Annotated in this window: 25 protein-coding genes and 2 pseudogenes; 7 read left to right on the forward strand and 20 right to left on the reverse strand. The window is 58.7% G+C overall.

Annotated features, from left to right (window positions below; genetic code table 11):
- Nucleotides 1–276 precede the first annotated feature (276 nt).
- From LCM4577_RS29090 to LCM4577_RS29145, 12 genes and pseudogenes are all read right to left on the reverse strand, one after another.
- Nucleotides 277–432 (reverse strand): annotated as a pseudogene (locus tag LCM4577_RS29090) (ISL3 family transposase); the annotation flags it as partial.
- 198 nt (nt 433–630) lie between these two features.
- Entirely contained in the window at nt 631–1,665 is a 1,035-nt protein-coding gene (locus tag LCM4577_RS29095; protein WP_040971372.1) for an EscU/YscU/HrcU family type III secretion system export apparatus switch protein, read from the reverse strand.
- Nucleotides 1,662–2,483: a type III secretion system export apparatus subunit SctT gene (gene sctT / locus LCM4577_RS29100; protein WP_071074414.1), complete on the reverse strand. Its 822-nt coding sequence runs from the start codon at nt 2,481–2,483 to the stop codon at nt 1,662–1,664. Before sctT ends, LCM4577_RS29095 begins: the two co-directional genes overlap by 4 nt.
- Before the next feature lie 8 nt (nt 2,484–2,491).
- Nucleotides 2,492–2,767, reverse strand: a complete 276-nt coding sequence (locus tag LCM4577_RS29105) for an EscS/YscS/HrcS family type III secretion system export apparatus protein (protein ID WP_071074415.1) — start codon at nt 2,765–2,767, stop codon at nt 2,492–2,494.
- A 2-nt stretch (nt 2,768–2,769) separates the two neighbouring features.
- Complete coding sequence (sctR, locus tag LCM4577_RS29110) at nt 2,770–3,435, reverse strand: type III secretion system export apparatus subunit SctR (RefSeq protein ID WP_040971369.1); 666 nt, start codon at nt 3,433–3,435, stop codon at nt 2,770–2,772.
- Nucleotides 3,428–4,477 carry a type III secretion system cytoplasmic ring protein SctQ gene (gene sctQ, locus LCM4577_RS29115; protein WP_041006923.1) on the reverse strand — a complete coding sequence of 350 codons (1,050 nt, stop codon included), beginning with the start codon at nt 4,475–4,477 and terminating at the stop codon, nt 3,428–3,430. The genes sctR and sctQ overlap by 8 nt, the downstream gene beginning before the upstream one ends.
- Before the next feature lie 58 nt (nt 4,478–4,535).
- The gene (locus LCM4577_RS29120; protein WP_040971368.1) at nt 4,536–5,069 is read right to left on the reverse strand and encodes a hypothetical protein; all 534 of its coding nucleotides are present in this window, start codon (nt 5,067–5,069) and stop codon (nt 4,536–4,538) included.
- On the reverse strand, nt 5,045–6,403 hold the full coding sequence (gene sctN / locus LCM4577_RS29125; protein WP_071074416.1) for a type III secretion system ATPase SctN: 1,359 nt from the start codon (nt 6,401–6,403) through the stop codon (nt 5,045–5,047). Before sctN ends, LCM4577_RS29120 begins: the two co-directional genes overlap by 25 nt.
- A 12-nt stretch (nt 6,404–6,415) precedes the next feature.
- Nucleotides 6,416–7,021, reverse strand: a complete 606-nt coding sequence (sctL, locus tag LCM4577_RS29130) for a type III secretion system stator protein SctL (RefSeq protein WP_040971367.1) — start codon at nt 7,019–7,021, stop codon at nt 6,416–6,418.
- Nucleotides 7,018–7,650 carry a nodulation protein NolU gene (locus LCM4577_RS29135; RefSeq protein ID WP_071074417.1) on the reverse strand — a complete coding sequence of 211 codons (633 nt, stop codon included), beginning with the start codon at nt 7,648–7,650 and terminating at the stop codon, nt 7,018–7,020. The genes sctL and LCM4577_RS29135 overlap by 4 nt, the downstream gene beginning before the upstream one ends.
- 12 nt (nt 7,651–7,662) lie before the next feature.
- Entirely contained in the window at nt 7,663–8,508 is an 846-nt protein-coding gene (gene sctJ, locus LCM4577_RS29140; RefSeq protein WP_040971365.1) for a type III secretion system inner membrane ring lipoprotein SctJ, read from the reverse strand.
- 9 nt (nt 8,509–8,517) lie between these two features.
- Nucleotides 8,518–9,030 carry a nodulation protein NolB gene (locus LCM4577_RS29145; RefSeq protein WP_071074418.1) on the reverse strand — a complete coding sequence of 171 codons (513 nt, stop codon included), beginning with the start codon at nt 9,028–9,030 and terminating at the stop codon, nt 8,518–8,520.
- 178 nt (nt 9,031–9,208) lie between these two features.
- Here LCM4577_RS29145 and LCM4577_RS29150 point away from each other — a divergent pair, with 178 nt between their 5' ends.
- Nucleotides 9,209–9,913, forward strand: coding sequence for a secretin N-terminal domain-containing protein (locus LCM4577_RS29150; RefSeq protein WP_096874931.1), 705 nt, complete (start codon nt 9,209–9,211; stop codon nt 9,911–9,913).
- 247 nt (nt 9,914–10,160) lie between these two features.
- A complete protein-coding gene (locus LCM4577_RS29155) occupies nt 10,161–12,074 on the forward strand; it encodes an HrpF/NolX family T3SS translocon protein (RefSeq protein ID WP_052459188.1) in 1,914 nt (637 codons plus the stop codon).
- A 741-nt stretch (nt 12,075–12,815) separates the two neighbouring features.
- On the opposite strand, the gene LCM4577_RS29160 is transcribed toward LCM4577_RS29155, so the two are convergent.
- The 8 genes and pseudogenes from LCM4577_RS29160 to LCM4577_RS29195 form a co-directional block, all read right to left on the reverse strand.
- A complete protein-coding gene (locus LCM4577_RS29160; protein WP_244508456.1) occupies nt 12,816–13,388 on the reverse strand; it encodes a CpaD family pilus assembly lipoprotein in 573 nt (190 codons plus the stop codon).
- Nucleotides 13,389–13,403: 15 nt separating this feature from the next.
- Nucleotides 13,404–14,849: a type II and III secretion system protein family protein gene (locus LCM4577_RS29165; protein WP_040971388.1), complete on the reverse strand. Its 1,446-nt coding sequence runs from the start codon at nt 14,847–14,849 to the stop codon at nt 13,404–13,406.
- 30 nt (nt 14,850–14,879) lie between these two features.
- Nucleotides 14,880–15,566 carry a response regulator transcription factor gene (locus LCM4577_RS29170; protein ID WP_040971362.1) on the reverse strand — a complete coding sequence of 229 codons (687 nt, stop codon included), beginning with the start codon at nt 15,564–15,566 and terminating at the stop codon, nt 14,880–14,882.
- Nucleotides 15,567–16,474: 908 nt separating this feature from the next.
- Nucleotides 16,475–16,732 (reverse strand): hypothetical protein, encoded by a 258-nt coding sequence (locus LCM4577_RS29175; protein WP_131803538.1) that lies wholly within the window; start codon nt 16,730–16,732, stop codon nt 16,475–16,477.
- On the reverse strand, nt 16,677–16,898 hold the full coding sequence (locus LCM4577_RS29180; RefSeq protein WP_052459187.1) for a hypothetical protein: 222 nt from the start codon (nt 16,896–16,898) through the stop codon (nt 16,677–16,679). The genes LCM4577_RS29175 and LCM4577_RS29180 overlap by 56 nt, the downstream gene beginning before the upstream one ends.
- Nucleotides 16,899–17,303: 405 nt before the next feature.
- A pseudogene (locus LCM4577_RS29185) lies at nt 17,304–17,682 on the reverse strand (proline racemase family protein); the annotation flags it as partial.
- A 502-nt stretch (nt 17,683–18,184) separates the two neighbouring features.
- Nucleotides 18,185–19,537 carry a HipA domain-containing protein gene (locus tag LCM4577_RS29190; protein ID WP_071074419.1) on the reverse strand — a complete coding sequence of 451 codons (1,353 nt, stop codon included), beginning with the start codon at nt 19,535–19,537 and terminating at the stop codon, nt 18,185–18,187.
- 3 nt (nt 19,538–19,540) lie between these two features.
- Nucleotides 19,541–20,323, reverse strand: a complete 783-nt coding sequence (locus LCM4577_RS29195) for a helix-turn-helix transcriptional regulator (protein WP_198541107.1) — start codon at nt 20,321–20,323, stop codon at nt 19,541–19,543.
- Nucleotides 20,324–20,720: 397 nt separating this feature from the next.
- On the opposite strand from LCM4577_RS29195, the gene LCM4577_RS29200 reads away from it, so the two are divergent.
- The 5 genes from LCM4577_RS29200 to LCM4577_RS29220 all read left to right on the forward strand — a co-directional run bounded on the left by LCM4577_RS29200 (nt 20,721) and on the right by LCM4577_RS29220 (nt 25,828).
- Nucleotides 20,721–21,062, forward strand: a complete 342-nt coding sequence (locus LCM4577_RS29200) for an HAD family phosphatase (RefSeq protein WP_157900514.1) — start codon at nt 20,721–20,723, stop codon at nt 21,060–21,062.
- A 244-nt stretch (nt 21,063–21,306) separates the two neighbouring features.
- A complete protein-coding gene (locus tag LCM4577_RS29205; RefSeq protein ID WP_071074421.1) occupies nt 21,307–22,755 on the forward strand; it encodes a sigma-54 dependent transcriptional regulator in 1,449 nt (482 codons plus the stop codon).
- Between the two features lie 8 nt (nt 22,756–22,763).
- Nucleotides 22,764–23,000 carry a hypothetical protein gene (locus tag LCM4577_RS29210; protein ID WP_071074422.1) on the forward strand — a complete coding sequence of 79 codons (237 nt, stop codon included), beginning with the start codon at nt 22,764–22,766 and terminating at the stop codon, nt 22,998–23,000.
- Nucleotides 23,001–23,226: 226 nt separating this feature from the next.
- Entirely contained in the window at nt 23,227–24,189 is a 963-nt protein-coding gene (locus tag LCM4577_RS29215; protein WP_071074423.1) for a hydrogenase, read from the forward strand.
- Nucleotides 24,190–24,229: 40 nt separating this feature from the next.
- Nucleotides 24,230–25,828, forward strand: coding sequence for a nickel-dependent hydrogenase large subunit (locus LCM4577_RS29220; RefSeq protein WP_040971355.1), 1,599 nt, complete (start codon nt 24,230–24,232; stop codon nt 25,826–25,828).
- The last annotated feature ends 71 nt before the right edge of the window (nt 25,829–25,899 follow it).

The raw sequence follows: 25,899 nt of genomic DNA on the forward strand, positions 1-25,899 counted from the left end.
TGCGCCCCCCCCCGCGTCGACACCCTGGTCGGTATAAGGGTTTTTCGGATAGTTTGAACGTACAGAACTGTAGATGTGGCGAAGGCAGCGCGGTGCGGCGCCCTTCAGCGGCACAGTTAAAAGTTGCGCAGTTCTGGACCGGACATCGGTCAATGGAACCAGGTGCCGTTCGAGAGTTGGGCGTCCAGAACGTCGAGTCCTTAGCAGGAGACGGATGCGCCTTTCCAGCACCAGGCATCAATACAGTCTACGCCCGCTTGCGGCTCGCTACAATCAGCCGGCGCTGTGGCCGAGCAGGCCGACAATCTCCCCGCCCCTTCTCGTCCGACGCGCGTATGGATCAGCTACCGTCGGCAGTCGGTCGGTGGACGTTCGTCGTGCGCATTGCCCATGTGCACATCGCTAGCGGCTCAGCAGGAGTTTCACTGTCACCGACTAGGCGGGGCAAGATGACTTGTGACGGCGGACCGAGCGCGTTGAGCAGAAACGGGAGTCCCGATGTCGCGAACATTGCGATAATTCTCTAAAAATGTGAGGCCGGCCCGACACACAGACGATTCCGGTTTGCCCATGGTCCATAGCGGCAAAGTAGGCTGCGCAATCACGGAGAAACCGATTTTGTCTACGCATCTAGACTAAGCCGGCGGCATGGAGTGCTCTCGCGACGGGCTCAAAATACTGCATTGGAACAGGTTTTCCTAGCTTTGTCGTCTGGATGAGCTGACGCGCCAGGCCATCATCGTCGACAATACTTAGACGTAGAGCTTGCGCCGCTTCGAAGATAGGTGAAACAGCCTCGCCCTCGCCGCGGCAAACCAAGACCGGCACCCCAGTCTCGCCCCTCACGTAACGCAGACCGACCAATATCGCCCGCCCTCTCAAGATCAATGTGGCGGACTTCACGCCAAGCGGAGGTTCGCCAGCCATCTCTTGACGTAGGCGACGTTGTTCACGCTTCAACTCTGGCGTACCTTCTTGTTCCTTCCTTTCGCGCTTGACCTCGGTCTCAGTCATGCGCATGTCGCGCAAAAACAACCAGCGCTGGAGCAGGAGATCGATCAAGCCGCCGACCAGAAGTGCACCAGCACCAATCCCGACCAGCAGTTTCACCTCCGTAAAGACGAAGCCGAGGCACGAAATGCCGCAGACCGGCAGATAGATCATCGTTTTCCACATGCCCAGAATAGCAAAAAGAAAGATAGCGCCGAGGACTAATAGCTTCACCAGCGCCTTGCCAAGGTCGGTTAAGGAGCGCATCGTCACGATGCGCTTAAACCCTTGAAAAGGATTGATTTTTTCAAGCTTTGGCGCCATCGGCTCAAACGAGAAGAGTAGTCCACCGTTAGAGATGAATGCGGCCGAGACCGCCGCGGCGGCTACAGTTCCAAGCAGCGGGCCGACGGTCGTCACGGTGAGTTCGGTCAAGAGAATTAGCGCTTGCCCGACAGCAATATTGAAAGGCAGATTCTGCAGCTTGTCGGTCAACAAAACCGCTTCGATGCATTTGTCTTCGATCGCGCTAGCTCTTAACCATAGATAGCCGAGACCGGCGCAGGTGCCGACGGCGCGGACGAAATCGGTGTTGCGTGCAATCTGCCCCTTCTTGCGAGCTTCGCTTAGCTTCTTGTGAGTGCCCGGGTGTTTCTTCTCTTCGCTCGTGCTCATTTCAGCATCTTTTCGAACGCCTCGAGCCCGCGGTTAGCCTGTGCGATATCTGACGCCATGGCGTCGATGAGATACGCAGTGTAGGTGACCATGATGATCGGAAAGCCGATATTTTTGATCGTCGGGGAAAGACGGTTCGATTTGAGTTGCGGGGCAAAGCGGGCAAGGATCATTACCGAAATGTCAACTAGTAACAGAAAGGCCACGACAGGCCCGGCGACTAGTAAACTCGTCACCATAATCCGGTCGAGAAGTGCGATTAATTCCATTGCCCCTTGTGAGGTCAGGGCGGGATGAAATTGATATACGGGCCAGATTGAGTAGCTGCCATAAAGGGCGCTGATCATGATCTGCAGGCCGTCCGATGCGACGAAGATCGTGATTGCTGTGATTCCGAGAAAAAGTCCCATCGCGGATGCCTGAGTGTTCGTCGCAGGGTCTACCGGACCGACTTGGCTGGTGATGCCGCGCTGGGTGTCGACAAGCTCACCGGCCGCCTGGAGGCTCCATATCGGGATTCCGAGTGGAATCCCAAGTAGCAGGCCGACAAAGATCTCCTTCAAACCGAGCAGTGTCACTTGGATGAAACGGGTATCAGCATCGAGCAGCTGTAATCCGTCTCTGATGGGTGCCAAGCACGGTAGCCMGAACGCGACCGCAAGGCATGTTCTGATTAGCCCGCCAAGTTGAGACCGCGTAAATACAGGCACGACCAGCATAATGCCGACAGGGCGAGCCGCAGCAAGACCGGCGGCGATGATGAGTTCGATGGCCGCATGGATGATCATTTGGGCATCGGCGGGTGACGAACCAGACATAATGAAGGCTAGTGACTCGGTATAATCGCGGGAAACTGTGAGAACACGTAATCGGCTTGCTCGATGAGCGGAGCGGTTAGCACAGGAGCAAACAGAGCAAGGATCGCAACAACGACCAATAGTTTCACTGTCAGGTGCAAGGTTTCATCCTGAATCTGTGTTGCCGCCTGGATAATACCGATGCCAAGGCCGACAATCACAGCGGCAATAAGTGGCGGCAGAACCCAAATCATGAAAACGATTAAGGTTTGGCTTATTTGGGCTACAATGCCGGCCTCATCCATGGTCAACCTCCCGGCGTTGTATAACTCAACACAAGCCCTTGCGTTAGTCGGGACCAACCATCGATAGTAACAAATATAAATAGTTTGAAAGGGACAGCTATCATTGTTGGGGATACCATTGACATGCCCATCGCCATCAAAATCGTCGTCACGATGAGGTCGATGCATATAAACGGAAGATAAAGAAGAAACCCAATTTCGAAAGCACGCTTGAGTTCTGAAATTAGAAAGGACGGTACGAGAATGGCGAAATCATCAGGTGTCGCCCTGGCGCGCATTTCCTCTGGCCAGACTTGTTTGGTCGAAGATAGGAAAAATCGGCGCTGCTCTTCGCTTGTGAACTTCTTGAGATAGTCACGCAAAGGCTCTCGTGCCTCCTCGCCAGCGGTAACCCAGTCATCGAAGGTTTGATAGTGGAGCTTCGGGTCCGTGACGCGCTCATAGGTCTGCTCGATAACAGGCGCGCTAACGAAAACGGTGAGAATTAATGCCGTCGCGTAAAGAACTATATTCGGGGGTATCGTCTGCGTCCCGAGAGCATTGCGGACGAGGAATAGAACCACTGATATCTTTATAAAGGCCGTGGTTGTGACGACTGTGAGCAGCAGCAGACCCAGTCCAGCCGTAACCGCAAGAAGCGCCAGGATCCCTGGTTGAATCTCACTCATTGCAAGCCAACCTGCCACGTAGCCTGATGCCAAGCTCGTCGCCGATGCGCACGATGTCGCCACGGCCGATACGCCGGCCGTTGGCAACTATATCGATCGGACCGTCGACCGGCCGATTGAGTTCGAAGACATGTCCTTCGCCTGCATTCCTCAGTTCCCCCAGCGGCATCAGCCAGCGGCCGCATTCAAAAACCAGAGTGATTTCGATATCGTCGAGCTCGGCATCCGATGGCCCTTGCTGCAATTCCGGTTCTGTCATGATGTGCGCATACTCCAAAGGGCATGGTTGCGGGCGGAAAGGCCCCCGCAGGATCAGGCTGTCGTCCGCAACATCTGCCACGGCCCAGAGCCGGCCCGCAGAGAGGATGACCTGATCGCGGTGGAACGGTAATACGTCTGGTATCAAAGCATCACCAGCAGAAGTTTTGCGAATAAGCGCCGCCGGAACGCAAAGCGAGCCGATCTTTCCTGCAACCAGGATCGGGAGCTCAGCGGGTAATTCGCAGGGTTGTCGCGGCAGCTGTCGAATCAGATCCCCCAGGGCGTGGAACGCGAACGGCACCGGGCCATCGAGAGGCGAGAATAAGCACAGACGAGCTTTGCCGTTGATCGGGCCGCAGGCGACGTCGTATTCGAGATAGGGAGGTGGCATGGTGGTTTCGCGCAGCTGAGCCAGTTGCACGTCCTGCCCCGTCTGAGCCTCGAGCCGAGCGATAAGCGGCTCAAGTGCGAGTTCGAGAACGAGTGAACCGGTTGGCTCGGAAGGTAGGCCAATGCCGCTCTGCACGGTCGAGATGAGCCTCTCTATCAGTGCGCGGGAGATCGACAAGACGATCGTCTCATCTCCGAGCCGCCAAATGCACTCGAGCATTGGGATGGGAAGCGATTCCGGCTGCCAGACAAGCCGTCCCATTCGCACCGATAGCGGCTCGTCGCCGAGCCGGCACTGAAAAGGCGTGCGGGGGTGTGCGCATTCGTTGAGCCACGAGACGACGTCGTGGGACAGACTTAGCTTTGGCTTCAGGGAATCGTGCGTGCTCAATGTGTTTTCGGCCCTACAAGACGGCACCATTGCGACACGACAAGAATACTAGTGGTCATCAGATTGACTTGCCCGCCACCTCGGTGAGCGAGACACTCGCGTACCGAAGCAGGATCTCATCGTCGGCCTCCGTCTCGGCTGCGGTCTGAGAGCGGATATCGACGCCGCGCCGGACGTCGTCCTCGATTTGTTGCCACTTGTTCCTTGCCGCCGAACAGCTGATCCAGAGCGACCTTGCCTCAGACGCCGCTGTCTCGGCCTGTTCTTGAGCGATGCAGGCGTTATCAAGCGTCTTTCGCCTCAAGGCGACCTCAGCCTCAAGCCGCTCTATGTGGAGGTGGCCTTGATCGAGCGCCTGGATGGACAAGGCATCAAGCGTTGCAAACCGTTGGTAAAGCCCCATCTCCGCCCTTGCGCAGTGTTGCTGTGCGATTGCAAGCTCGCGGGAAGCATGCTGTGCGGCCTCGGCCGCTAAGTGGGCCTTGGCTTCCTTTTTGGACAGCTCACGAAAGGCGCTACGCTCTCGCATATCCTTCAAACGCCGCAAGCTCGTAGCGTGGAAACAATTCATTCGGTCAGCTGCAACATCCATGCGACGGTTTCCTCAAAGTCGCTCGCCTCGTCTTGTCCCTGGCGCAAAAATTCCTGCAGGTCGCCGATCGAATCGATAGCCCTGTCGGTAAGCGGATCGTTGCCTTGCTTGTACTCGCCGACCTTGACCAAAAACTCGGACTCGGCGTAGCGCGAGAGGAGATCACGGAACGTAGATGCCGCCTCGCGATGTGCCATAGGCACGACCGCATCCATTACGCGGCTGCGACTTTGGAGCACATCGATCGCGGGGAAATGGGATCGCGCAGCGATGGTGCGTGAGAGGACGACATGGCCATCGAGAATGCCGCGCGATTCTTCTGCGATGGGATCCCCCATGCCGTCACCTTCGACAAGCACTGTATAGAAGGCCGTAATTGAGCCACGCTCACCCATGCCCGCGCGCTCCAGCAGGCCTGGCAGCATGGCAAACACGGAAGGCGGAAAGCCTCGCCGGGTCGGCGGCTCGCCCGCAGCAAGTCCGATTTCGCGCATGGCCCGGCAAAAGCGCGTCAAGGAATCCATCATTAGAACGACGCGTTGCCCTTGTTCACGAAAATGTTCGGCAAGCGCGCTTGCCATGTGAGCACATTGCGCCCGCTCCATGGCCGAGCGGTCGGATGTTTCGACCACAACGATCGTACGACGAAGAGCCGCTTCCCCAAGGTGTCGCTCAACGAATTCGCGCACTTCGCGCCCGCGCTCGCCAATGAGGGCAATTATGTTAACATCGGCCGCCGCGCCCTTTATGATCTGCGATAGTAATGTTGACTTGCCGCAACCAGGCTCTCCATAGATCCCAATCCGCTGGCCTTCGCCGCACGTCAGGAGACCATCCAAGGCGCGGATGCCAAGTGGGAATGGTCGCTCGATCATGCGCCTTGTCATGGGGTTGGGCGCCTTGCCCCGAAGCGGGCGCGTTTGGTCGGCTTTGAGAGCGCCTTTGCCGTCGAGGGGACGGCCAAAGCTGTCGATCACGCGGCCAAGCAAATCGGGGCCGACCGGCACTTCATGCATTCGACCGCTAGCGACCACTTCTGCGCGACTGGACAGGCCCACCATGTCACCGATCGGGGTGAGCAGCACGCCATCTTGAAGGAAACCGATCACCTCGGCTTCGAGAGAGCGTCCGGTGCGCGGATCCTGCAGCAGACAAAGTTCCCCAATTCGAGCATCCGGCAACACGGCATGGAGAACAGTACCGACGGCCCTAGTTAGGCGTCCGCGCACGACACGGGTGTCGATATGCTTTGCCGTCGCTCTCACAGACGAGAGCGCCGCATCCAGTGTCCTGTCTACAGCTGGACTGTTGTGTTGTGGTAGCAGTTTGGCCACAGCTCGCCTTGTTTAGCACTGCAATCCAAAGCCGAGGCGCAGCGCCCGGAATTGCGCATCAAGTCCAAGATCGACATTGCCATAGTCGCTCCACAGCACGCATTGCTGCGGCGACAGCGCCGGATCCGGATCAACTCGAACTTTCGGCCGGCCTTCCCGTCCGTCGTATGTAGCGAACTCGCCTGCGACGGCATCGACTTGCGTCGGACACACCTTAAGGCGGACTTCCGCGCCGCCTTTCCGGTCGATCGCGTGACGAACGGCGCTCACCAACAGCTCACCAGGGTCGAAAGCGCCCAGCAGGTCGCTTACGATCTCCATGACGAGTTGTGGCAATTGCTGCTCCAGGGCTGTCCTTTGGCGTGCCGCTTCAGAGACCGACTGCGCGATCAGCCGCGCCATTTCCTCAGCGCCACGATTCATCCCCTCACTACGTCCGCGCTCCCGTTCCCGCTGATATGCTATGCGCGCCCAGTTGCGAACCCGCAGCAGATACCGTTCCGCCGCCGCGCGCGCCTCAAAGGCACTGTGCCAGATTTCGAGCTCACTGGCCGGGACCAGCGGCCCGACGGGGCGCATCCGCGGAGCGACCGGAGCTTCGATATCGTCGAGCGTCATATCGCAGGGACCTCAGTCGTCAGATGAGCCAGCACAAGCGAAAACAATTGGTCTGCCGCATGGCGGTATTCGGTCGCAGGATTCTCGGCCGCGGTCCCGACGGGCAAGCGTAGGAACACCCTGTGGCGGTCGAGCAAAGAATGCCCATCGAGCCAAACCCCAAGACAGGCTAATCCATCGTGTTCAATCTGTCGGGCGAGTTTTTCCGGATCCGCGATCAAGCTGGTTGAGATCGCCTGCGCCTGGTGTCGGATACCAAACGTATGCGCTTCAGCGCCGATACGTTCGATCAGAACGGTAACTTCAGGCTTGGAAACCAGCTTCAGCAGCGAACGGGCATGCCAGATACTACCGGCAAACACAGCAGTTTGGCGCGGATCATGCCCGTGCAGAAGGTCCGACCCCCAGACGCTGCCATTCAGGTCCATTCCATCGTCGAGGAGCAATTTTGCCAGTCTTGGCTGCAGTCTTTGGTTGTTCTGCAGCCGCACCAACGTCGCAGCCGACAAAGCTGGGTCAAGGCGTGCAGCAAGGCGGGTCGGATGGGTTGAAGCGGCAAGCTCGCCCAAGACCGTAAAAGGCAATTTGAACGAGTCATTGCGTTTGAGGGTCTGCATCCGTATTGGCATTCGGAATACCTCCTATGCGGCATCGCCGATGGTGTTTTTTCGAGCGGCCCCGATCGCTGAAACACCCGAGCGCCCCTCGAGCCTTGCTCGTTGCGATGGCTGCCTCCGCCTATAGACAAGAGAACTGGCCAAGTAGGACAGCACCGCGAATACTGCCACGGCGAGCCCCACAATGACCGCCAGAAGTGGCACCGGAATTGATTTAGCTGCTTGGGTCGAGGCAGGCCGTTGCTCGACTGCCGGCCGTTCCGCCGGCACGAATACGACCTCTACCTTGTCGTACGACAAGCCTTGGATGCTGTTTGCAACGAGCATCTTTATCTGCGGCAGCAAAGCCGAGACATTTATGTTGGCATCGTGCCGGACGAATACCGAGGCCGAGGATGGTGTGGCGCGCTCCCGCAACAGGTCGTTGTCAGGCAAAACAACATGGACACGTGCTGAGAAAACGCCGTCGATTTCGCTAATGGTATGCGACAATTCTTCGTTCAACGCATAGACGTAACGGGCGCGCTCCTCGGTCGGCGAGGCAATGAGGCCTGATCCTTGGAAAATTTCGCCGAGATTCTTGAAAACCTGACGCGGCAGCCCCTTCGCATTCAACAGGTTGATTGAGAAGGCAACCTGCTCATTTTCGACCTGGAGCGTGCTGGTCCCATCCTTGGCGGCGACGCGGACCGCATCCACGCCGTTGTCAAGCAAAATCGCGAGCATCTCATTGGCATCGCGTTCCTGCAATTTTGTGTAGAGATCGTCCTTGCAACCACTCAGAATCAAGAGTAGCGGCAAAACATAATGACACGATCGCCGACCAGGCGGGCGGCGATCAATGCCTTCGCCGTGCGGTGACGCGATCATGCGCCTCGTTCATCCTTGTTTTATTAACGTGTTCACGGATGATGTAGCGCCGCTGATACTCTTGGTGACAAGAGAAACCTCAGTAACGGCGCTGTATACTTCCCGCAGACCAGCAATCATCGCTTCGTAATTCTCCCTTCCTGGCGGAGCGCCTGACATGCGCATTCCCGACCCTGCTTGGGAAGGAAACTGCTCCGCCGGCCCGGGTAGGACGTCCTTCACAAGGGGCACCTCTTGGTCGGGCGTGGCAGGTGCCACGGCATTGTCCCTGTACAGCGATGAAAGGGTCTGGAGCACGCGGTCGCCCAACGGGCTCGTTTCGCTTGTCGCGCGCGAAACCTCCAGGACTGGAGCAACAGGCCCCGCCCCCGCCGTCGCCGACGGGCCATCGTTCTTAATCGAGGCGGCTGCCTCTACAAGCGCGCACTCAAACTGGGCATGCTCGCCGCACGCCGACGTTGCCCCCACCCTAGACAGGTTGTCGRCAAAATTGGCAGAGATGGACGTAACACCAATTGTCATGCAAAGACTCAGTTGTTCTGTTTGAGTGTGATGAGTTGATCGTTCATCACCTGCTATCGAGCTGCTGTCCTAGGGACGCCAACTGACCACAAGCTGACGAACTGGCCACGAAGCGTCATTTAAAGGCCACGTTCGGCGTTCAGGTCAGCACGAATTTCAGCTTTCGATTTGGGACAAGATGCCGGAAAATACACTCCAATCCACCATTCTGCACATTGGGATGAGAGTTCTCTTTCTCGTAATCCTTCTCTCCACCGGCATTGATACAACGCTGCCGGCCCCTCTGTCGCTGCCGTCGACGCCTTATAGGTATACAGTTCTGGATCAGGACCTGTCTGCCGCTTTGCGAGAATTCGGCAACAACCTCAATGTCGACGTCGACGTCAGCTCCGAGGTAAAGGGGCGCATCCGCGGGCGTATGCCGAGTATGTCGCCGCGCGCGTTTCTGGATCGCTTGACCGAGCTCTACGATCTCCAATGGTACTATGATGGGCTTGTGCTCCACGTATCTGCTGCGAAAGAAGCGCAGACTCGTATGCTGGTTTTGACTTCAGTCCGCTTCGAGGTGTTCAAGGCGGCCCTTGATCAGCTTGGAATTTCCGACGAGCGCTACGTCGTGAGACCGGCACCGGGAAACGGCCTGGTCATGGTTTCCGGCCCACCCCGCTTCATTGTGCTTGTAGAGCAGACGTACAACGGTCTCGTAGCGGAGGCACAGGCGCGACCTCACGACACCGGGACGCCCCCAAAGGAGACGGAACTGATGTTGTTTCGTGGCTCCTCGACCGTGGTCGTTCGCGATGGGCGACCTGAAGGACCGTTCTCTTCCGAGGTGCCGCACCAGGACAGCGTCGTCCGTGAGCCTGCACAGAGCCAGAGATGACAATTGAGCATACACCGCAGCTTCCCGCAGGAAGCAACACGGCCGCCATTCGCTAACAATCGCGTTTCCTTCCGCACTCGTCAGCTGTTCGACAGCTGAAGCTTGTAACCGGTGTTGTCGCTGACGAGGAACCAAAAATCGGCAGCATTGATTAGCCGCACGTTAGTCATGCGGCCGGCGTTCGGTATTCGTCGGGAACGACGGTGGCACCAGGTGACGCAATTGATCTTAACTGTGAGGATGCACGATGTCGCTTAGCCTTTCGGCAGCAAATAGCTCCAACCCCGCCCTCTCTCCACAGGCCTGCGCGGGCCCAGAAACTTCTTCCCAAATTGTCGCCCAGACCGGGCAAGGGGCGCTCTTGCCCTTCCAGGCGATGCTGTCCAGCTGCTCGCCGCAGGACAAAGTTTCCGATTCCATCGCGCAACTAAGCGCGTCGCCAGCGAATTTGAAGTCGTCCATGGACGAATTCCAGCAGCACCCGCTGGACGAACTGCCGCCAGATGTGAAGGCATCGCTGGAAGACTTGCGACAGCACCCGCTCGAGCTCATGCCACCCACTCTGAGGGAGGCATTCAAATCGTTGGATCAAGCCCCCCCTGCAGTCGCTTCACCTCCCGTCGCACCACCTCCCATAGCGCCTGCGCCGATAGCGAGCACGCGGATCACGTGGTGTGACGGCAAGCTGACTGAGCCCGAGCTGCAGATCGTAGCGGTGCTGAACCGCCATAAGGACAAATGCCCGCTCAGTTGGGATTCGCTGAGCGGGCTAGCCAATGATCCGTCCACGCCGCCGGATCTTAAGGCTGCAATCGAAAGTTTGCAGCAGGACCCGGAGCTCTTTTATGCCATTGGCTCGCAGGGTGATGGCCGCTGCGGCGGCAAGATCAAGGCCAAGGATTTGTCCGGGTTCTCAGACCTTCACCCACAAGTCGCCGCCTTCCAGGACCAGCAGGCACGAAGCTACGAGCAGAACTACATCCCATCCGACGGATCTGGAAATGGTCAGCCGACGGTCATGACCATGAACGATGCAGTGCGTGAACTTTACCGGTACTCCGACAACCTACCTGAGAACCTGAGCTTGGGTGATTTCGGGAAGATCGTTGACGGCACAGCAAAAACCGGCAAATGCCCGCCCCAAGTCATTGCGGCCGCACAATATTTCCTCACTCACCCAGATGCCTGGAAGCAGTTGTATGGTGGCTCGATCGATAAGGTCCACAAATACGACTTCCTGCAAGTCGCTTCATCCTCGATGAGCCTCACGCAACCCGAGCTGAACACGCTCGATGTGATTAACCGCAATCAGCAAGCCTTTTTTGATAGCGGTGTCCTGACTCGCGACAAACTGGCGAAGATGGCGGACGACAAGAGTCTCAGCCCAAAGGTACGACAAGCGGCATCGCAGCTACTGTCAGATCCCCTATTGTTCGGCTTGCTGAACAATTCAATTACGGGCTACAAGACCCATCATCGGTTCTTCGATTTTGGCGGCGGACATACTGTCGATTCCGGCAACATTAGCAACCGGGACTTCGCCAAATTCTATAACGATATGACCGTTGCGAACCGCACGGTTCAGCAGGCGAAGGCCCATGTTCCCAAAACCGCGGCAGATCAGGACGCGGTCGCGGATATGAAGATGGGTGTGGCGGACCAGCCGGATACCAAGTCTGCCAAGAAGAATGGCGGGGCTTTTATGCACGCCATCGACGGCGTCCTCAAGGTGGGTTCCAAAGTTTTTGATTGGGCCGCGACGGCTGTGGGCCTCCTCAGCTTCGTTCCGGGCCTGGGCCAAATCGCCGATGCCGTTTCAATGGCGCTCGAGGGGGCGTCGCAAGCAGGGAAACTCATTCATACCGCTATTAGTGGAGGCAACATTAAGAAGGCATTGGCCGAAGCAGGGCTCGATTTCGCTGCTCAGGCTGTGGGCCTTGTCGCTGGCCCCGAGGTCAAACTCGCGATTCGCAATGGGCTCGCGAAGGCGGCGCTGGAAGAGGCCTTTACGGCCGGCGTCAACCTACCGGTCGAGGCCGCCAAATCCTACGCGGAGAATTATCTAACCAATCTGAAGGCAAGCCTTGAGGCTGGCCCTATGCAAGCGGCAGGCGTTTCGGACTTTGTCGGCGTGGCGGCGCTGGCTCAACGCGTGGCCTGACAAATCAATCCGCGTCTCCTTCGGCGCGGATTGACCTATCTGCCAATCAGTGGCTGCAGACTTTGCAGCCCTGATTGGTGGGCTGGGTTGCGACGGGGTGAACCCCTCGATGGTGCGATAGATCGTCCATTGCATGGTCGGCGCACCATTCAAAAGGATTTCGTGGATGTCGCCGGCAACAAGTCCCGCATGCCGATCATCGACGCGGAGCGTAGCCTTCAATCGATCTGTTCCTGGCGGGGTCTTAGAATCGCCTGGCAGGCAAGGGGACGTTTGTCCGACTGCGATAGCGAACTCAATGAAAGCGCGGCTGTCGTCCGGCTCTTCCCATAAACATCACCATCCGCGGGTGTGGCGGGGAGGCTTTGGTTGCACGAGTTGCGGGCTTCTCGAGCGTCTACAGCGGGAGCACCCTAGCTATCCCGATCACCTTGCGCATACGGTACAAGGCCGATCGAAAATGCGTCGCGGGACAGGAGGTATTTCACGCCCGAAATACCGATCAGGCAAATCCAATCATTGCAACTTCATTCCCGGGGAAATCAGGCAACATTCTGATGACACTCTGAAGGACCTTTGGGAAGAGGTTCCTCAAGTCTGATCGCCTAATGGCCCCCGGGCATCGCCCGTTGCGTGACGCCTCTACCGATACCCATTGCCACCCAACGACCATTCCTGCCCTTGCGCAAACGCCGTCATGCGTAATGCCTGGTTGCGTATGTGCTATGGTCATGATTGCTGTTACTTTTCGTGTTCTGCGCTGCTGGTCTTGCCCGTCTCGAAGGTCCTGTATTTGGCAACCGGGATAGCCGCGCGATCACCGAGACTTGGCCTGACAGCGTTGTTGTCGATCAAATCGAGCGGGTCGTTGACCATGACCGCCAAATTGCGACGCGTCGAACAGCCAAGCGTCCGGTCGAAGGAACTGTCATTGGCTAAAGGACCGGACAATGGCGGGCAGTCAGGGGGGAGGCTATCGTAGACAATCGCCTCTATTCGCGCTGCAGAACGGTGGCGCTGTTCAAAGAGGCGGATGTGGTACGCGTCAACTCCCATCCCCATCACCTGACTGGCGACCTCCGCGGCCAGCCAGGGCGGACCGCTGATAGAAACATGGACGGCATCGGGCCGGCCACGGCTGGTGCTCGCAATGAAATTACGCAAACGCTGCCGTTCGACAGAGTGAAGGCTCTGCAAGAACAAGACGTTGCTCTCCTGCCGGACGAGGATTTCAGTCGATGACTCAACCGGCGAGGAGCTTGTGCAGCCACTCACGCTCGCGCTCAGAGCGACCAGAAGGATTGTGATCCGCATCGTTATTGGGCGTCACTATTCAATGATGAAGCCGTCCAGGACGCCTGAGCCGCCGGTAGCGTGGTCTTGCGGCGGATTTTCCGATGAGTTCATCGGAGTGGGCCCCACGTCGGAAGCCGAGCCGAGGCGATCGGTAGGCGTGCTCATCTGCTTGGGATTTGATCCTGGCCTCACGATGTAAGGGGTGACTATGATAACCAGTTCCGTCTCCTCCTTTTGAAATGATGAAGAACGGAAAAGGGCGCCGAGGATCGGCAAGTCGCCCAGCCAGGGAAAGGCGCGGATATCAGTATTGACGTTCCGCCTGATCAGCCCACCGATTGCGAAGCTTTGACCGCTGCCGAGCTCAACGGCGGTGTCGGCACGCCGTGTGGAGACGCCAGGCACAGAAATACCGTTGATTTGGACCGCACCTTGTGTCGACAGTTCACTGACTTCCGACTTCACGCGAATATTGATCTGCTCGTTATTAAGCACCGTTGGCACGAACTCCAAGCCGATGCCGAAGTGACGGAATTCAACCGAAACTTGCCCACTCCCCTGCACGACCGGAATGGGAAATTCACCGCCGGCCAGGAAATTGGCGGATTCACCGGACATCGCGGTGAGATTCGGCTCAGCTAAGACAGAAGCGACATGCTCCTTTGCGAGCGCGTCGAGAACCGCCCCAAGGCTGACATTGCCATCATTGTACGCGACGCCGGCCGTACCGCCGCCGCTCGCCGCACCAGAACCGCCACCTTTGCCGCTGGCCAAACCCACTGTCAAATTGCCGATCTTGCCGAAAGCGGACAGGTTGATACCGAGTTCCTTCATGGCGCTACGGGAGACCTCAGCTACGCGCACACTCAGATTGACCTGTAACGACCCAGCGACTTGAATCTCATTGTCGACCTGCGCGCCGTCACCGAGAAATTGCTCAGTGACTTTCGTCGCGGTGTCGACGACTTGGGCATTGGGCGCTGTCCCGCTAAGGATCGCACCGCGTGGCGTATAGCTGACGTGGATTGGATAGTCGCCGACCCGAGTCCTCAACATGGCGCGCAGATCCTCGATTGGTTCAGTGACAACAATATTCAACTGGGCGAGAGCCTCCCCGTTGGCGTCCAAGGCAAATAGGCTGGTCCGCCCGGATTTCTTGCCAAAGACGAAGACAGTCTTATTCGAGGGTGCCTGAAAATCTGCGATCGTCGGATCAGCAATAAAGACGCTGGCGGCCGGCGCGGATAAATGAATTGTCTTGCCGAGCGAAGAGGAAAGATTCAGCGTGCCGTTGATGCTATTGGCAGTGGCACGCGGTGCGCCTTCATACCGTTTGTCTTGGGCCGTGGCAGAAAATGGGGAAAACAAAATGAGCGCGCAAAGAAGATAGGCCGGGCAAGGAGAAACCATAGTTCTCAAACCGCCAATGACGGTCGACCGCCGATTGGCGGGGGAATGGCCATTAGGAACGACTTTCAAGGCAATCTTCGCTTTCAACATGCGACCAGGTTAGGCAGATCGTGCGTCAATCGATTCAAGAATGTAGCCAATGCCACGCGCTGTGTTGATTCGGAGGGTTGCCCCTGACTGACACAGGTTTTTGCGCAAGCGATAGATGCCGACTTCGAGGGCGTTGGCCGAAACTTCATCGTCGAACGCATAGAGGCTATCTTCCAGCTGCGCGCGTGGAACAGTGCGACCTGCGCGGTTGAGTAGATGCTCGAGAATACACAATTCGCGGCGTGCTATCTTTATTGGCTGGCCCCCAACGAAAACTTGTCGACCGATCGGATCGAATTGTAGATTGCCAAATTCAACGGTGGGATCGGCAATCTGTGTTGAACGCCGCAGAATGGCCCGCATTCTGGCGATGAGTTCTTCGGTGCAGACTGGCTTTGGCAGGAAATCGTCCGCACCACCGTTGAAAATCGCAATACGCTTTTCGAGATCGTCGATACTGCTCATGATGAGCGCAGGAACCGAATGACCGTTGCTCCTTAACTGTGTCAACCAGGGCAAACTATCACCGTCCGGCATGACCAACTCCAACAGGAGAATGTCATAGCTCGCACAACAGAATGCAGTGGATGCCTCGTCCAGGGTACGAGCCACATCAACGGCGAAACCGCAATCCTCGAGCGCCCCCTGTATCGTGCGTGTAAGATGGGCATGATGGTCAATAAGCAGAGTTCGCATTTCATCACCCATCAAGCACGTCAAAACATCCTAAGAGTGCGCGGTTTGTCACGCACGTTGTCGGGTAGAGGGTAGTCAACGCCCTCCTGTCCGAACATCTGGTCGCTCCTTGCGCCGCAAATGACTTCTCCGGACGGGGTGGACTCGTGGCCGCCGCGACGGTCGATCCAGTCAATGCCATGAGGCCGCTCTATCAGATCGTCGCTCTCGCTGCTGAAGACGGTGCCGGGTCCAGTCATGCCGCGAAGAGGGTTTGCCATCGGACATACTCCTGATGATGGCCCCCATCGTACTTTTTACACTTTACTTTGGATTCTTGAAAATCGATTGCTTGGATAATGTCCATCCATATTACGGATGGATCACATTTCGCCCTTCCACTTTGCACTTTGTGTAATCTCATGAATTCCATGCAGCTATAACTTTGAATTTTCAGGCTAACCGGGGCAGACGCCCACCTGTGAAGCACTGGATCAAAAACAGCCCTACCGCCAGTCCCCTTCAATCGGCGAATCCCTGCCGGGTTCGCGGATTGACACGCATTTGTAACCGGCCGTATTGACGGCCCAATTCTCGATCGGGGTTCGAGGTCCCTAAGGCCGCAAAATCCGCAACCGAGCAGTAGTTTCATGAGACGGTCCTGGCCACGAACCGGTTGAGTTCTCAGCGCAAGAAACCATTGAACGCGAACTCGGCCCACCTGAACGTGCTGCGCGCCTTCGAGRCCAGACAGAGACGATATTGTCGTGCTCGAGGTGATGGCGCCAACGGTGGATGCTTCGGATTGGCAGCGCCGACGCAATCGGTGATCTGCGGCCGTTGATATGGCTACAAGGGAGCCGAAAACGGCCGGCGGGCTTCGGCTGGGATTTGCGATAGAAGGAACCAGCGCGCGCGACCAGGAGGGATTAGTTGAGGGCGGGGATGGTGGTGACGATCTCCTCCAGAAGATTCGGCTTAATCTCCTCGGGTGTGAGGTCGGGGCCGCCCGGAATCAGATCGCGCTTCTTGAGCCACCAGATCGGTAGCTGCTCGGCGTCGCAGTAAGCCAGGTTCGCCTTGATCTGCGATCGCAACCGTGGCGCATCGTTCGTGTGCGGTGTTGATCGCTCACCGGATGTGGTGAGCGCTGCCGCTCCCCAGTTTGCCGATGCGGTGCTCGTCATAACTGCCGCCGTCGGCGTCGAGCGTCGCACCTTTGACCGAGGCCTGCGATGGGCGCATCACGAAGGCGACAAGTTGGACGACCTCGGCCGGCAAGGCCATCTCGCCAATCGGAATATCCGCGACCGCGGCTTGCTCGCCGGGCGCCGCGACAAAATCGTCAGCCATGTCGGTTCGCACCCCGCCGGCGCGATTGCAACGGCCGTCACGCCATCAGTGCGGAAGGAGCAGCAATGGACTTCGTCAGATTGAGGAGCGCTGCCTTGCTCGCGTCGTTAGGGCATTGGCATCCCCGCGATGGACGGCGCGACTCGCCATATTGACGGTGCGTCGCCCGCCGTTGCCTTGAAGTGCCGGATAGCTTCCCTCGCGAGGACGGCAGCGGCAAAAAGTTGAGCTGAAACTCCTTTTGCCCAGCCGATTTCCAGCGGCGCCAGCGCGCCAGCAGCGTTCGGCGCTTAGCCTATGCGACCGTACTAAGCGATGGGACGGGATCCTTCCGCGGCAAATTTTCACGATTACCGCGCCGATATCGCCGGATTCCGCCATAACGAGAACAGTCTAAGCCGCCAATCAGCTTGCCCATCCTTGTCTCACTAACGTCAATAGATCGACCTGAGGTCCCCAAGTGTCGGAGAGCACAAAGCCGGCAGGGAACGGTTGCAATTGTGAGCGCCCGTATACATAACCGCGGCCGGTGATGCGCGGCAGCACGGCCTTGCGGCCGCCGATTTCCGTTTCGCCTATCGCCTCGGCCGTGAACTCGCCGCCGATGATGGACCGAGAGAGGCGGGCATCGCCGACTTTTCACCAGGCCGCGTGCAAAAAGCGCCGCGAGGTTGGCGGAACTTCCGGTACCGCATGGCGAGCGGTCCACCCTGCCCGGCGGCAGCGTCGTGCAGGTACGCACTGCGCCATCGGGCTCGTGATCGCGGAACATGACGTAGCCCAAAAAGAAGTCGGGATGGTCGTAGATGTTCTGTGCCATTGTGTACTCTGTCCTGGTAATGGGACGAGGTACTGCTCATGCGGAAAGCCTCGTCCAGGGTGGCGAGGCCAAGGGATCGTTACCGCAATATGAGGCTAGCGCAATCGATATCCCCGCATCCCGCCGATGGGAATGCGGGCGAAACGAGATACGATGTGGGTATCCTCTTCGACCATACCTCGAGCGTGTAGCGCGCCAGCCGCAATGTCAATATCCCGGCGATCAATGGGCTATTTGGGAGATTGCCCAATAAGAGGGCGAGTGAAGCCTGCGGATCGTAACCATCTGTTCACCATAAGTTGGCAGACTGATGGTCGGCGCTTCCGGGCCGGCGTCATTGATGACGCACTCTTGCCGCACACCGGCGGCCGACGTTTTCATGTCCCTCACCCCGCCCCCAAGCAGTATGCGTCGGCCGCCGGTTTTTCTATGTCCCGAGTACATAAGGGCAAGTCTCTATTGGATTTCAACTCATCAGCCATCCGCCGGCTCGGCCAATGAACTCGTCTCGGTCCCTCGCCAAATCGGGTATTTCCAATCTCAGCGCACCGAGGAGCACGCGCATGTTGGTCGCGATCAAGTCAGCGAAACGCTTCGCCTGACGCGCTTCAAGAGCGCCCAGGCAGTCAGCGAGGCCCGATGCAATCTGCGATGGGTAACGCTCATGCATGCGTTTGCGTGCTGCAGCACTTTCTATTCCCAATGCTAGGAGAAACGCATCGAACTCTTCTGAGGTAACTTCATCGAGCGTTTTAGCCTCACCGATCCTGTAAGCGAGTTCGTCTGTCAGAGTGTCATCCAGCCTGGTCGGCAGGATATCGTAGCGCGGCGCAAAGTGGATTCTGCCCCCGCGTTCATAGAGCAGCGCGAAGTTTTTTGCGTGTCCATCGTTATTGCCGACCAGGAGATCGAATATGGTAGCCCTAATGAAGGTCTCCTTGGCCTGGGCGGGATCGACTGTCGTCTCAAGTATCCTGCGGATAGCCGAAACGTCGAAGCGCCGGCCTGCCTTGCCACGCCTTTCGTACTTCATTGAAGCGGCCAAACCGAGCGCCTGCGCGAAATCCTCCTGATGAAGACGCACGATCCTATTCTGTCGATCTCTGCCTCGGTCGAAGCGAGTCACCAGTAGCGCATCGATTCCGCCAATCGGCACCATTGAGGCTTCAGCCGTGTTGAAGCCAAGCTCTCGGGAAAGTCTCATCGCCTCGGCCTCATACCGGGCATCCTGCTGATGATCGCGGTCGGGCACCTTGAGGATGTGTGTCGTCGGCGCTCCAGATCCGTGCCTCGGTTCAGCAAACCTACCGTCCGGCAGAACAGTCACGGCTATCTTGCTTTGTATGCCAGCCAAGGGAGACGGATCTTCGGTTCCATCAGGCAAGCGTTTACGCAGATGGAGTGCCTCGACGATCGCGATCATGCGATCTTGCGCAATGGGTACATAGTCCTGTTCATAGTCGCCCGGAACCTTTGTCGGTGGCGATCCGGACGGAAGAACGGAAAGTGCGCCAGCACAGTCCTTTCCAAGGTGATACAGCAAGCCAGCTATGTCATCGCGGGCTAGGCCTTCTCGTGCCATCACGTCGGTGAGCACACCGTCGCGCTCCTGCAGAAGGTTGTCGAAGAATGCTCGCGTAGTCACGTCGTTATAAGGCTCTTCGGCGAGCGGGAGGGAGAGCGACAACGCGGTCGCATCTGATTTTCGAAGGTAATCAGCCTTGTAGACAAAGGCGACTGAGCCGTTTTCGTCACGCACGAGGACGCCGATCGGATCAGCGAAACCGTCGAGCCTCACATCGAGGGCAAGTACCTCCATGTATCATCGTTCCCGAGCAAGCAACGATATGCCGGCTGCGTGCGCGACTTTCAGGACCTTGCCGAGTTCAAGTGTGGCTTTGCCGTTCTCCAACTCGGATAAAAATCTGCGCCCCACTCCGGCAAGGTCAGCAAAACTCTGTTGTGAGAGATGTCGGCCCTCGCGAGCGCGCCGGACTAGCCGCCCAAGATCTGAGGCGGAGACGATCTCCAGCCCTAACGTATCCGTCTCGCCATGGCGCGGTGAGGCGGCGCCGGCGCCCTCGTCCTCATCACTGCTCCCGCTGCTGCGAGGCAGATAAGCGTCGGGAAGCGTTCTGGGCAGGGCAGTCGTAATGAATTCCGAAACATCAGGAAGCTGCAGATTGACCTGCGGCATTGCGTCGGTCAGTCGTTTGCTGACGTCCGCCAGGGCATTGACGCTGGTAAGTGCCTCGGAAATTCCCCTCGTGTCCAATGAGCTCCTGATGGCCTCATCTTGACGCGAATATTCTTTACTGACCGCTTTGAGTGCTTCGCTGGACGCATTGACGTCTGCACTTTGTTTCGCCAGGGCTTGGGTTGGAGGAATCTGCGAAATTGCCTTGGCGATCTCTGTGGCGTTCAAGGCGAGTTTGATCGTGTCTTTGGGGCGCGACGGGTCTCTCGTGACGTTCTTGAAGGCGTCGCCAGACGCGTTGATTTCCATAAGCAGCTTCGTCAGCTCCTGGGAAGGACCTGCCTGGGCAAGCAGCTTTGCGATGTCTGTTGCGCTCGTGGCGCCGATGGATTGAGAGGTCTTGGTCATCGTTTGCTCCCGATCGGGAACATAATCTTACTTCCTATTTGATTCAAGGCCTGGGGCTCCCGATCGGTATCAGAGCCGAATTTGATCCCGAGCGGGTTCATCAACCCTAAAGCAGGGCTAGAACTGGGCCGCCTGATACCGTTCGGGTGCAAAATTGGCGAAAGTGCGGGTGTGTGACCTTTAAAGCCGACGAGGCCGCCCGAATAGAACTTTTCGTTAGTCGAAGGGCATTGTCGGCAGCACAGCCCCCGATCTTCGATTGCTGCCGCTGGCGCGACCCGGTTCCATGCCGAATGTTTAAGTCCTGTATCCTGCAACCAACTTCAATGCCTGTCCCCTTCATCGGCCACGAACGGGGTCTGGTGCTCGCCACCGGCACGACCACAAGCAGACCGACGTGGTCTCGCTTCTTGGGTCAACTCTGGGCGCCGAGGCGCTTCGACTGTTCGCCAGCATCCGCACCGGCAAGGACGTAAGCGCCAATAAACCGCATCCGGAGGTCTATCGACTGGTGCTTTCGGATCTCGACCTCAACGGCCTGGAGTGCCTCTGCATCGAGGATTCCAGGAACGGGCTTCTGGCCGCGCGCGCTGCCGGCATGCGCACTGTGATAACCCCCAGCCAGTTCACCTGTCATGAGAACTTCAGCGGCGCCGATCTGATCCTGCGCAATCTAGCCCTGCCATGGTCGTCGCCCGAGTTCCACCCATTTCACCTCCTTGACGGACCAGTCGGTTGATTTCTGTCGCCTGCTTGCCCACAGGACGGTAGAGCGCTTCACTGTTTCAAGGAACCGGCGAACCACCCCATCTCTTTGTTTTTCAARCAATTCCGCACGAAAGTCGTTACACGCTGTTCCTGGAATTGCTCCCCCCGTCGGGGCGAAATGGGTGAGGTTCCAGTCTTCGGCCGAGTCGACACACCGACGTTGCGCCGAGGAGAACGAACTGCTAATCAAGTAGACACTTTGGAAACATAATTTCATGGATCATTCGGGTACGGTCGTCATTGTCGCTCGTCCGGGCAGCGACTGGTCGGACAGCCTGGAAGTGCTGTCGGAACGCTATGCCTATCGGGTCCTGCTGGTCGGCAGCCCGGCCGAAGCCCTGACCGCGATGAGCAGCATTCATGTCGATCTCGCGGTCGCCGAAGACCGGCAGGATGAGACCGTCGGCCTCGATTTCCTCACCCGCCTGCGCGTCTCGCATCCGGAGATCATGCGTGTCTATGTGAGACGGGCTCCTTCGTCGGTATCGCATCATGAGCTCTCCAAGGCCGCGATATATCAGTTCCTTCTGACGCCGCTCGACCCGGCGCAGCTTGGCCTTGTCGTCGAGCGGGCGTTGGAAGCGCGCGAACTTCATCGCCGGCATCGCATACTTTCGCGGGAATTCAAGATTTCCGGCGCACTCATGTTCGGAGAGCGCCGCGACCCGGCGTTCAGGCCGGAAAGCCATCAGTTCGAAAAGCTCGTCTACGCCAGCGAGAAGATGGCGGAGATGTGCGATCTCGCGCGGCAGGCGGCGGCGACGGAACTGCCGATCCTGATCCAGGGCGAAACCGGTACCGGCAAGGAGCTTTTGGCGCGCGCCATCCACTACAATTCGCCGAGGCGCGCGAGCCCTCTCCTGGTCCAGAACTGTGGCGGCATGCCCGACGAGTTGCTGCAATCGGAGCTGTTCGGCCACAAGCGCGGCGCCTTCACGGGGGCGATTTCCGATCGCCTCGGCCTGTTTCGCGCCGCCGATGGCGGAACAGTCTTTCTCGACGAGATTTCGGATGTGTCGCCATCCTTTCAGGTCAGCCTGCTGCGCTTTCTCCAGGAAGGCGAGGTCAAGCCGCTGGGCGCTGACAAGGTCATCCACTGCAACGTCCGCATCATCGCGGCCTCCAACAAGCTTTTGCAGGACCTTGTCGCGCAAGGCAGGTTCCGCCAGGACCTCTATTTCCGGCTGAAGGGCTTCGAGTTCGAGGTGCCGCCGCTGCGGGAACGACCGGACGACATCGGGCCGCTGGCCGAGTTCTTTGCCGCCAAGCATGCCGATGCCATGGGCCGCAAGGTTCTGGGCATCACCGCCAACACGCTGGAGAAGCTCGCCCTCTGCGGCTTTCCCGGCAACGTCCGCGAACTGGAGAACGAGATCCGCCGCATGGTCGCGCTGACCAAGGATGGCGAATACATCACCACCCGCAACATGGCGCCCTCGCTGCTCGCCGCCGCATCCGCTCGCAAGCAGGGCGACGGCCTCAGGGGCTTCGTGCCCGAGGGCACCACGCTCAAGGACCAGGTCGAGAGCCTGGAAAAGCAGATCGTCGGGCGCGCTCTTATCCGCAACCATTGGAACCAGAGCCGCACCGCCTCCGAACTCGGTTTGTCGCGCGTGGGGCTTGCCAACAAGATCAAGCGCTACAATCTCAACGAAAACGGTTGAGAGGCATCATGAGCAACGACAAACCGCAGCAGCCGGGCGCAGCCGTCATTCGCTTTCCCCAGTCTCGCGTGCTTCCGTCCGGACATGCGGAACCGACGCGATATCTGGGCTTCGGCGCGATGGCCACGGCAATCGGCGCGCCCGAGCACCAGGCCACGGGTCACTGGTGCAGCCGCTGCAAGGGCATCTGGTACGGCTATCTGCTCGAGGTCACCTGCCCAGCATGCGGCAATCGTCACGGTTGAGCCGCGGCCGTGCGGGACGCACGGGCGATAAACGAACTTTCCACCTGCTAAGATAGTTTGCAGGTCGACACGCGGGCAATGTTGCGCCGCAAAATATGCCTGATAATGCCAACCATCTGATTTAACGTCATTTTCCTCACTTGCGCCAACTTGGCACGCCGCTTGCGATTTCCTTTTCGTAGACGCGCTGCACCCAAAGGTCAGTGGCGTAGCGAAGGAGGAATTAATGGCCAATCTTCTATGGCTCCAGGGCGGAGCCTGCTCAGGTAATACGATGTCGTTCCTCAACGCCGAGGAACCAAGCGCTTGCGATCTCGTGACCGATTTCGGCGTCAACGTGCTTTGGCACCCGTCACTGGGACTGGAGCTCGGCGAGAATCTGAAGAAGCTCTTGGACGCCCTGACCTCGGGCCAGATGCCGCTCGACATCTTCGTCTTCGAAGGCACCGTCGTGAACGCGCCGAACGGAACGGGCGAGTGGAATCGCTTTGCCGGACGGCCGATGCGCGACTGGGTAAGCGACTTGAGCAAGGTGGCGAATTTCGTGGTCGCGGTCGGCGACTGCGCGACCTGGGGCGGCATCCCGGCGACGGCGCCGAATCCCTCCGAAAGCCAGGGGCTGCAATTCCTCAAGCGCAACCAGGGCGGCTTCCTCGGCAAGGACTACAAGTCGAAGGCCGGCCTGCCGGTCATAAACATTCCCGGCTGTCCGGCCCATCCGGACTGGATCACCCAGATCGTCGTGGCGGTGGCGACCGGCCGCGGGGCCGATCTCAAGCTCGATGAATTCCAAAGGCCGAAGACCTTCTTCACCTCCTTCACCCAGACGGGCTGCACCCGCAACATGCACTTCGCCTACAAGGTGTCGGCCACCGAATTCGGCCAACGCAAGGGCTRCCTCTTCTACGATCTCGGCTGCCGCGGCCCGATGACCCATTCGCCGTGCAATCGCGTGTTGTGGAACCGGCAGTCGTCCAAGACGCGCGCCGGCATGCCCTGCATGGGCTGCACCGAGCCGGAATTCCCGTTCTTCGATCTGGCGCCGGGCACGGTCTTCAAGACGCAGACTGTCATGGGCGTGCCGAAGGACATGCCTTCCGGCGTCGACAAGACCGGCTACATCAAGCTGACCGCCGCCGCCAAGGCTGCTTCGCCGCGCTGGGCTGAAGAAGACATCTTCGTCGTCTGACCGCGCTTCACCGAACCCGATCGACAAAGGTCAAGACATCATGTCCGCTGCAGTTCAAACACTTGATATTTCGCCCGTGGGACGCGTCGAGGGCGATCTCGACGTGCGCGTCGACATTCAAAATGGCGTCGTGGTCAACGCCTGGACCCAGGCCGAGCTCTTCCGAGGCTTTGAGGTAATCCTGCGCGACAAGGATCCGCAGGCGGGGCTGGTGGTGACACCGCGCGCCTGCGGCATCTGCGGCGCCTCCCACCTGACATGCGCGGCCTGGGCGCTCGACACCGCCTGGAAGACGGAGGTGCCGCGCAACGCGATCCTTGCCCGCAATCTGGGGCAGATCGTGGAAAGCCTGCAGAGCCTGCCCAGGCATCACTACGGCCTGTTCATGATCGACTACACGCACAAGAACTACTCCCACTCGAAATACTATGAGGAAGCCGTCAAGCGCTGGTCGCCATTCACGGGAACCAACTACGAGCTCGGCGTGACCATCTCCGGGCGCCCGGTGGAAATCTACGCCCTGCTCGGCGGGCAATGGCCGCATTCGAGCTATATGGTCCCGGGCGGCGTCATGTGCGCGCCGACGCTGACCGACGTCACCCGCGCCTGGTCGATCCTGGAGCACTTCCGCCGCAACTGGATGGAGCCGGTCTGGCTCGGCTGCTCCTTTGAGCGCTACGAGCAGATCCAATCCTATGACGACTTCATGGCCTGGCTGGACGAACGGCCCGAACATGCCAATTCCGATCTCGGCATGTTCTGGCGCATGAGCCTCGACGTCGGCGTCGACAAATACGGCAAGGGGCACGGCAAATACGTGTCGTGGGGCTACCTGCCGCATGAGGACAAGTATGACCGCCCCACCATCGAGGGCCGCAACGCCGCGGTCTTGATGAAGAGCGGTGTCTATGACGGCGCGACCGACAGCCACAAGCTGATGGACCAGGTCTACACCCGCGAGGACCTCATGCATGCCTGGTACGACGAGCCGGGCGGCAAGCATCCTTTCGACCGCGTCACCAAGCCAGTGGGCAAGAATCCGGTCGACTACGACAATCAATACTCCTGGGCCGTCGCCGTTCGCCACGACCAGAACGGCCGTCTCGAGGCAGGCCCGCTCGCGCGGCAGCTCATCGCCGGCGGCCGGCACGGCGAAAGCTGGCAGCACTATGACCCGCTGGTGCTAGACATGTATAAGAAGCTCGGCGGGGCAAGCGTGATGCTGCGCCACTTCGCGCGCATGCACGAAGGGGTGAAGCTCTATCGCCAAGCCGAGCACGCGCTGCGGGAATTCCGGCTGAACGACCCGTGGTATGTCAAACCGACAGAGAAGGACGGCCGAGGTTGGGGGGCGACGGAAGCCATTCGCGGTGCGCTTTGCCACTGGATCGAGGTGCAAGGCGGCAAGATCAAGAACTATCAGATCATCGCGCCCACGACCTGGAACGTCGGCCCGCGCTCCGACGGCGGCGAACTGGGCCCAATCGAGGAGGCGCTGATCGGAACGCCGATCGCGGATATGAACGACCCGGTGGAGGTCGGTCATGTCTGTCGCTCGTACGATTCGTGCCTTGTCTGCACCGTGCACGCCCACGACGCCAGCACCGGCGAGGAGCTTGCCCGGTTCCGTACGGCATAGGCACCTGCCGCTTCAACGACGCTGCCCGGTCGTCTGCCTCGCCGACGGCCGGCCCGCTGCACAAATGTCGG

This window comes from Mesorhizobium sp. LCM 4577 (assembly GCF_001854795.2).
Lineage (GTDB): Bacteria > Pseudomonadota > Alphaproteobacteria > Rhizobiales > Rhizobiaceae > Mesorhizobium > Mesorhizobium plurifarium.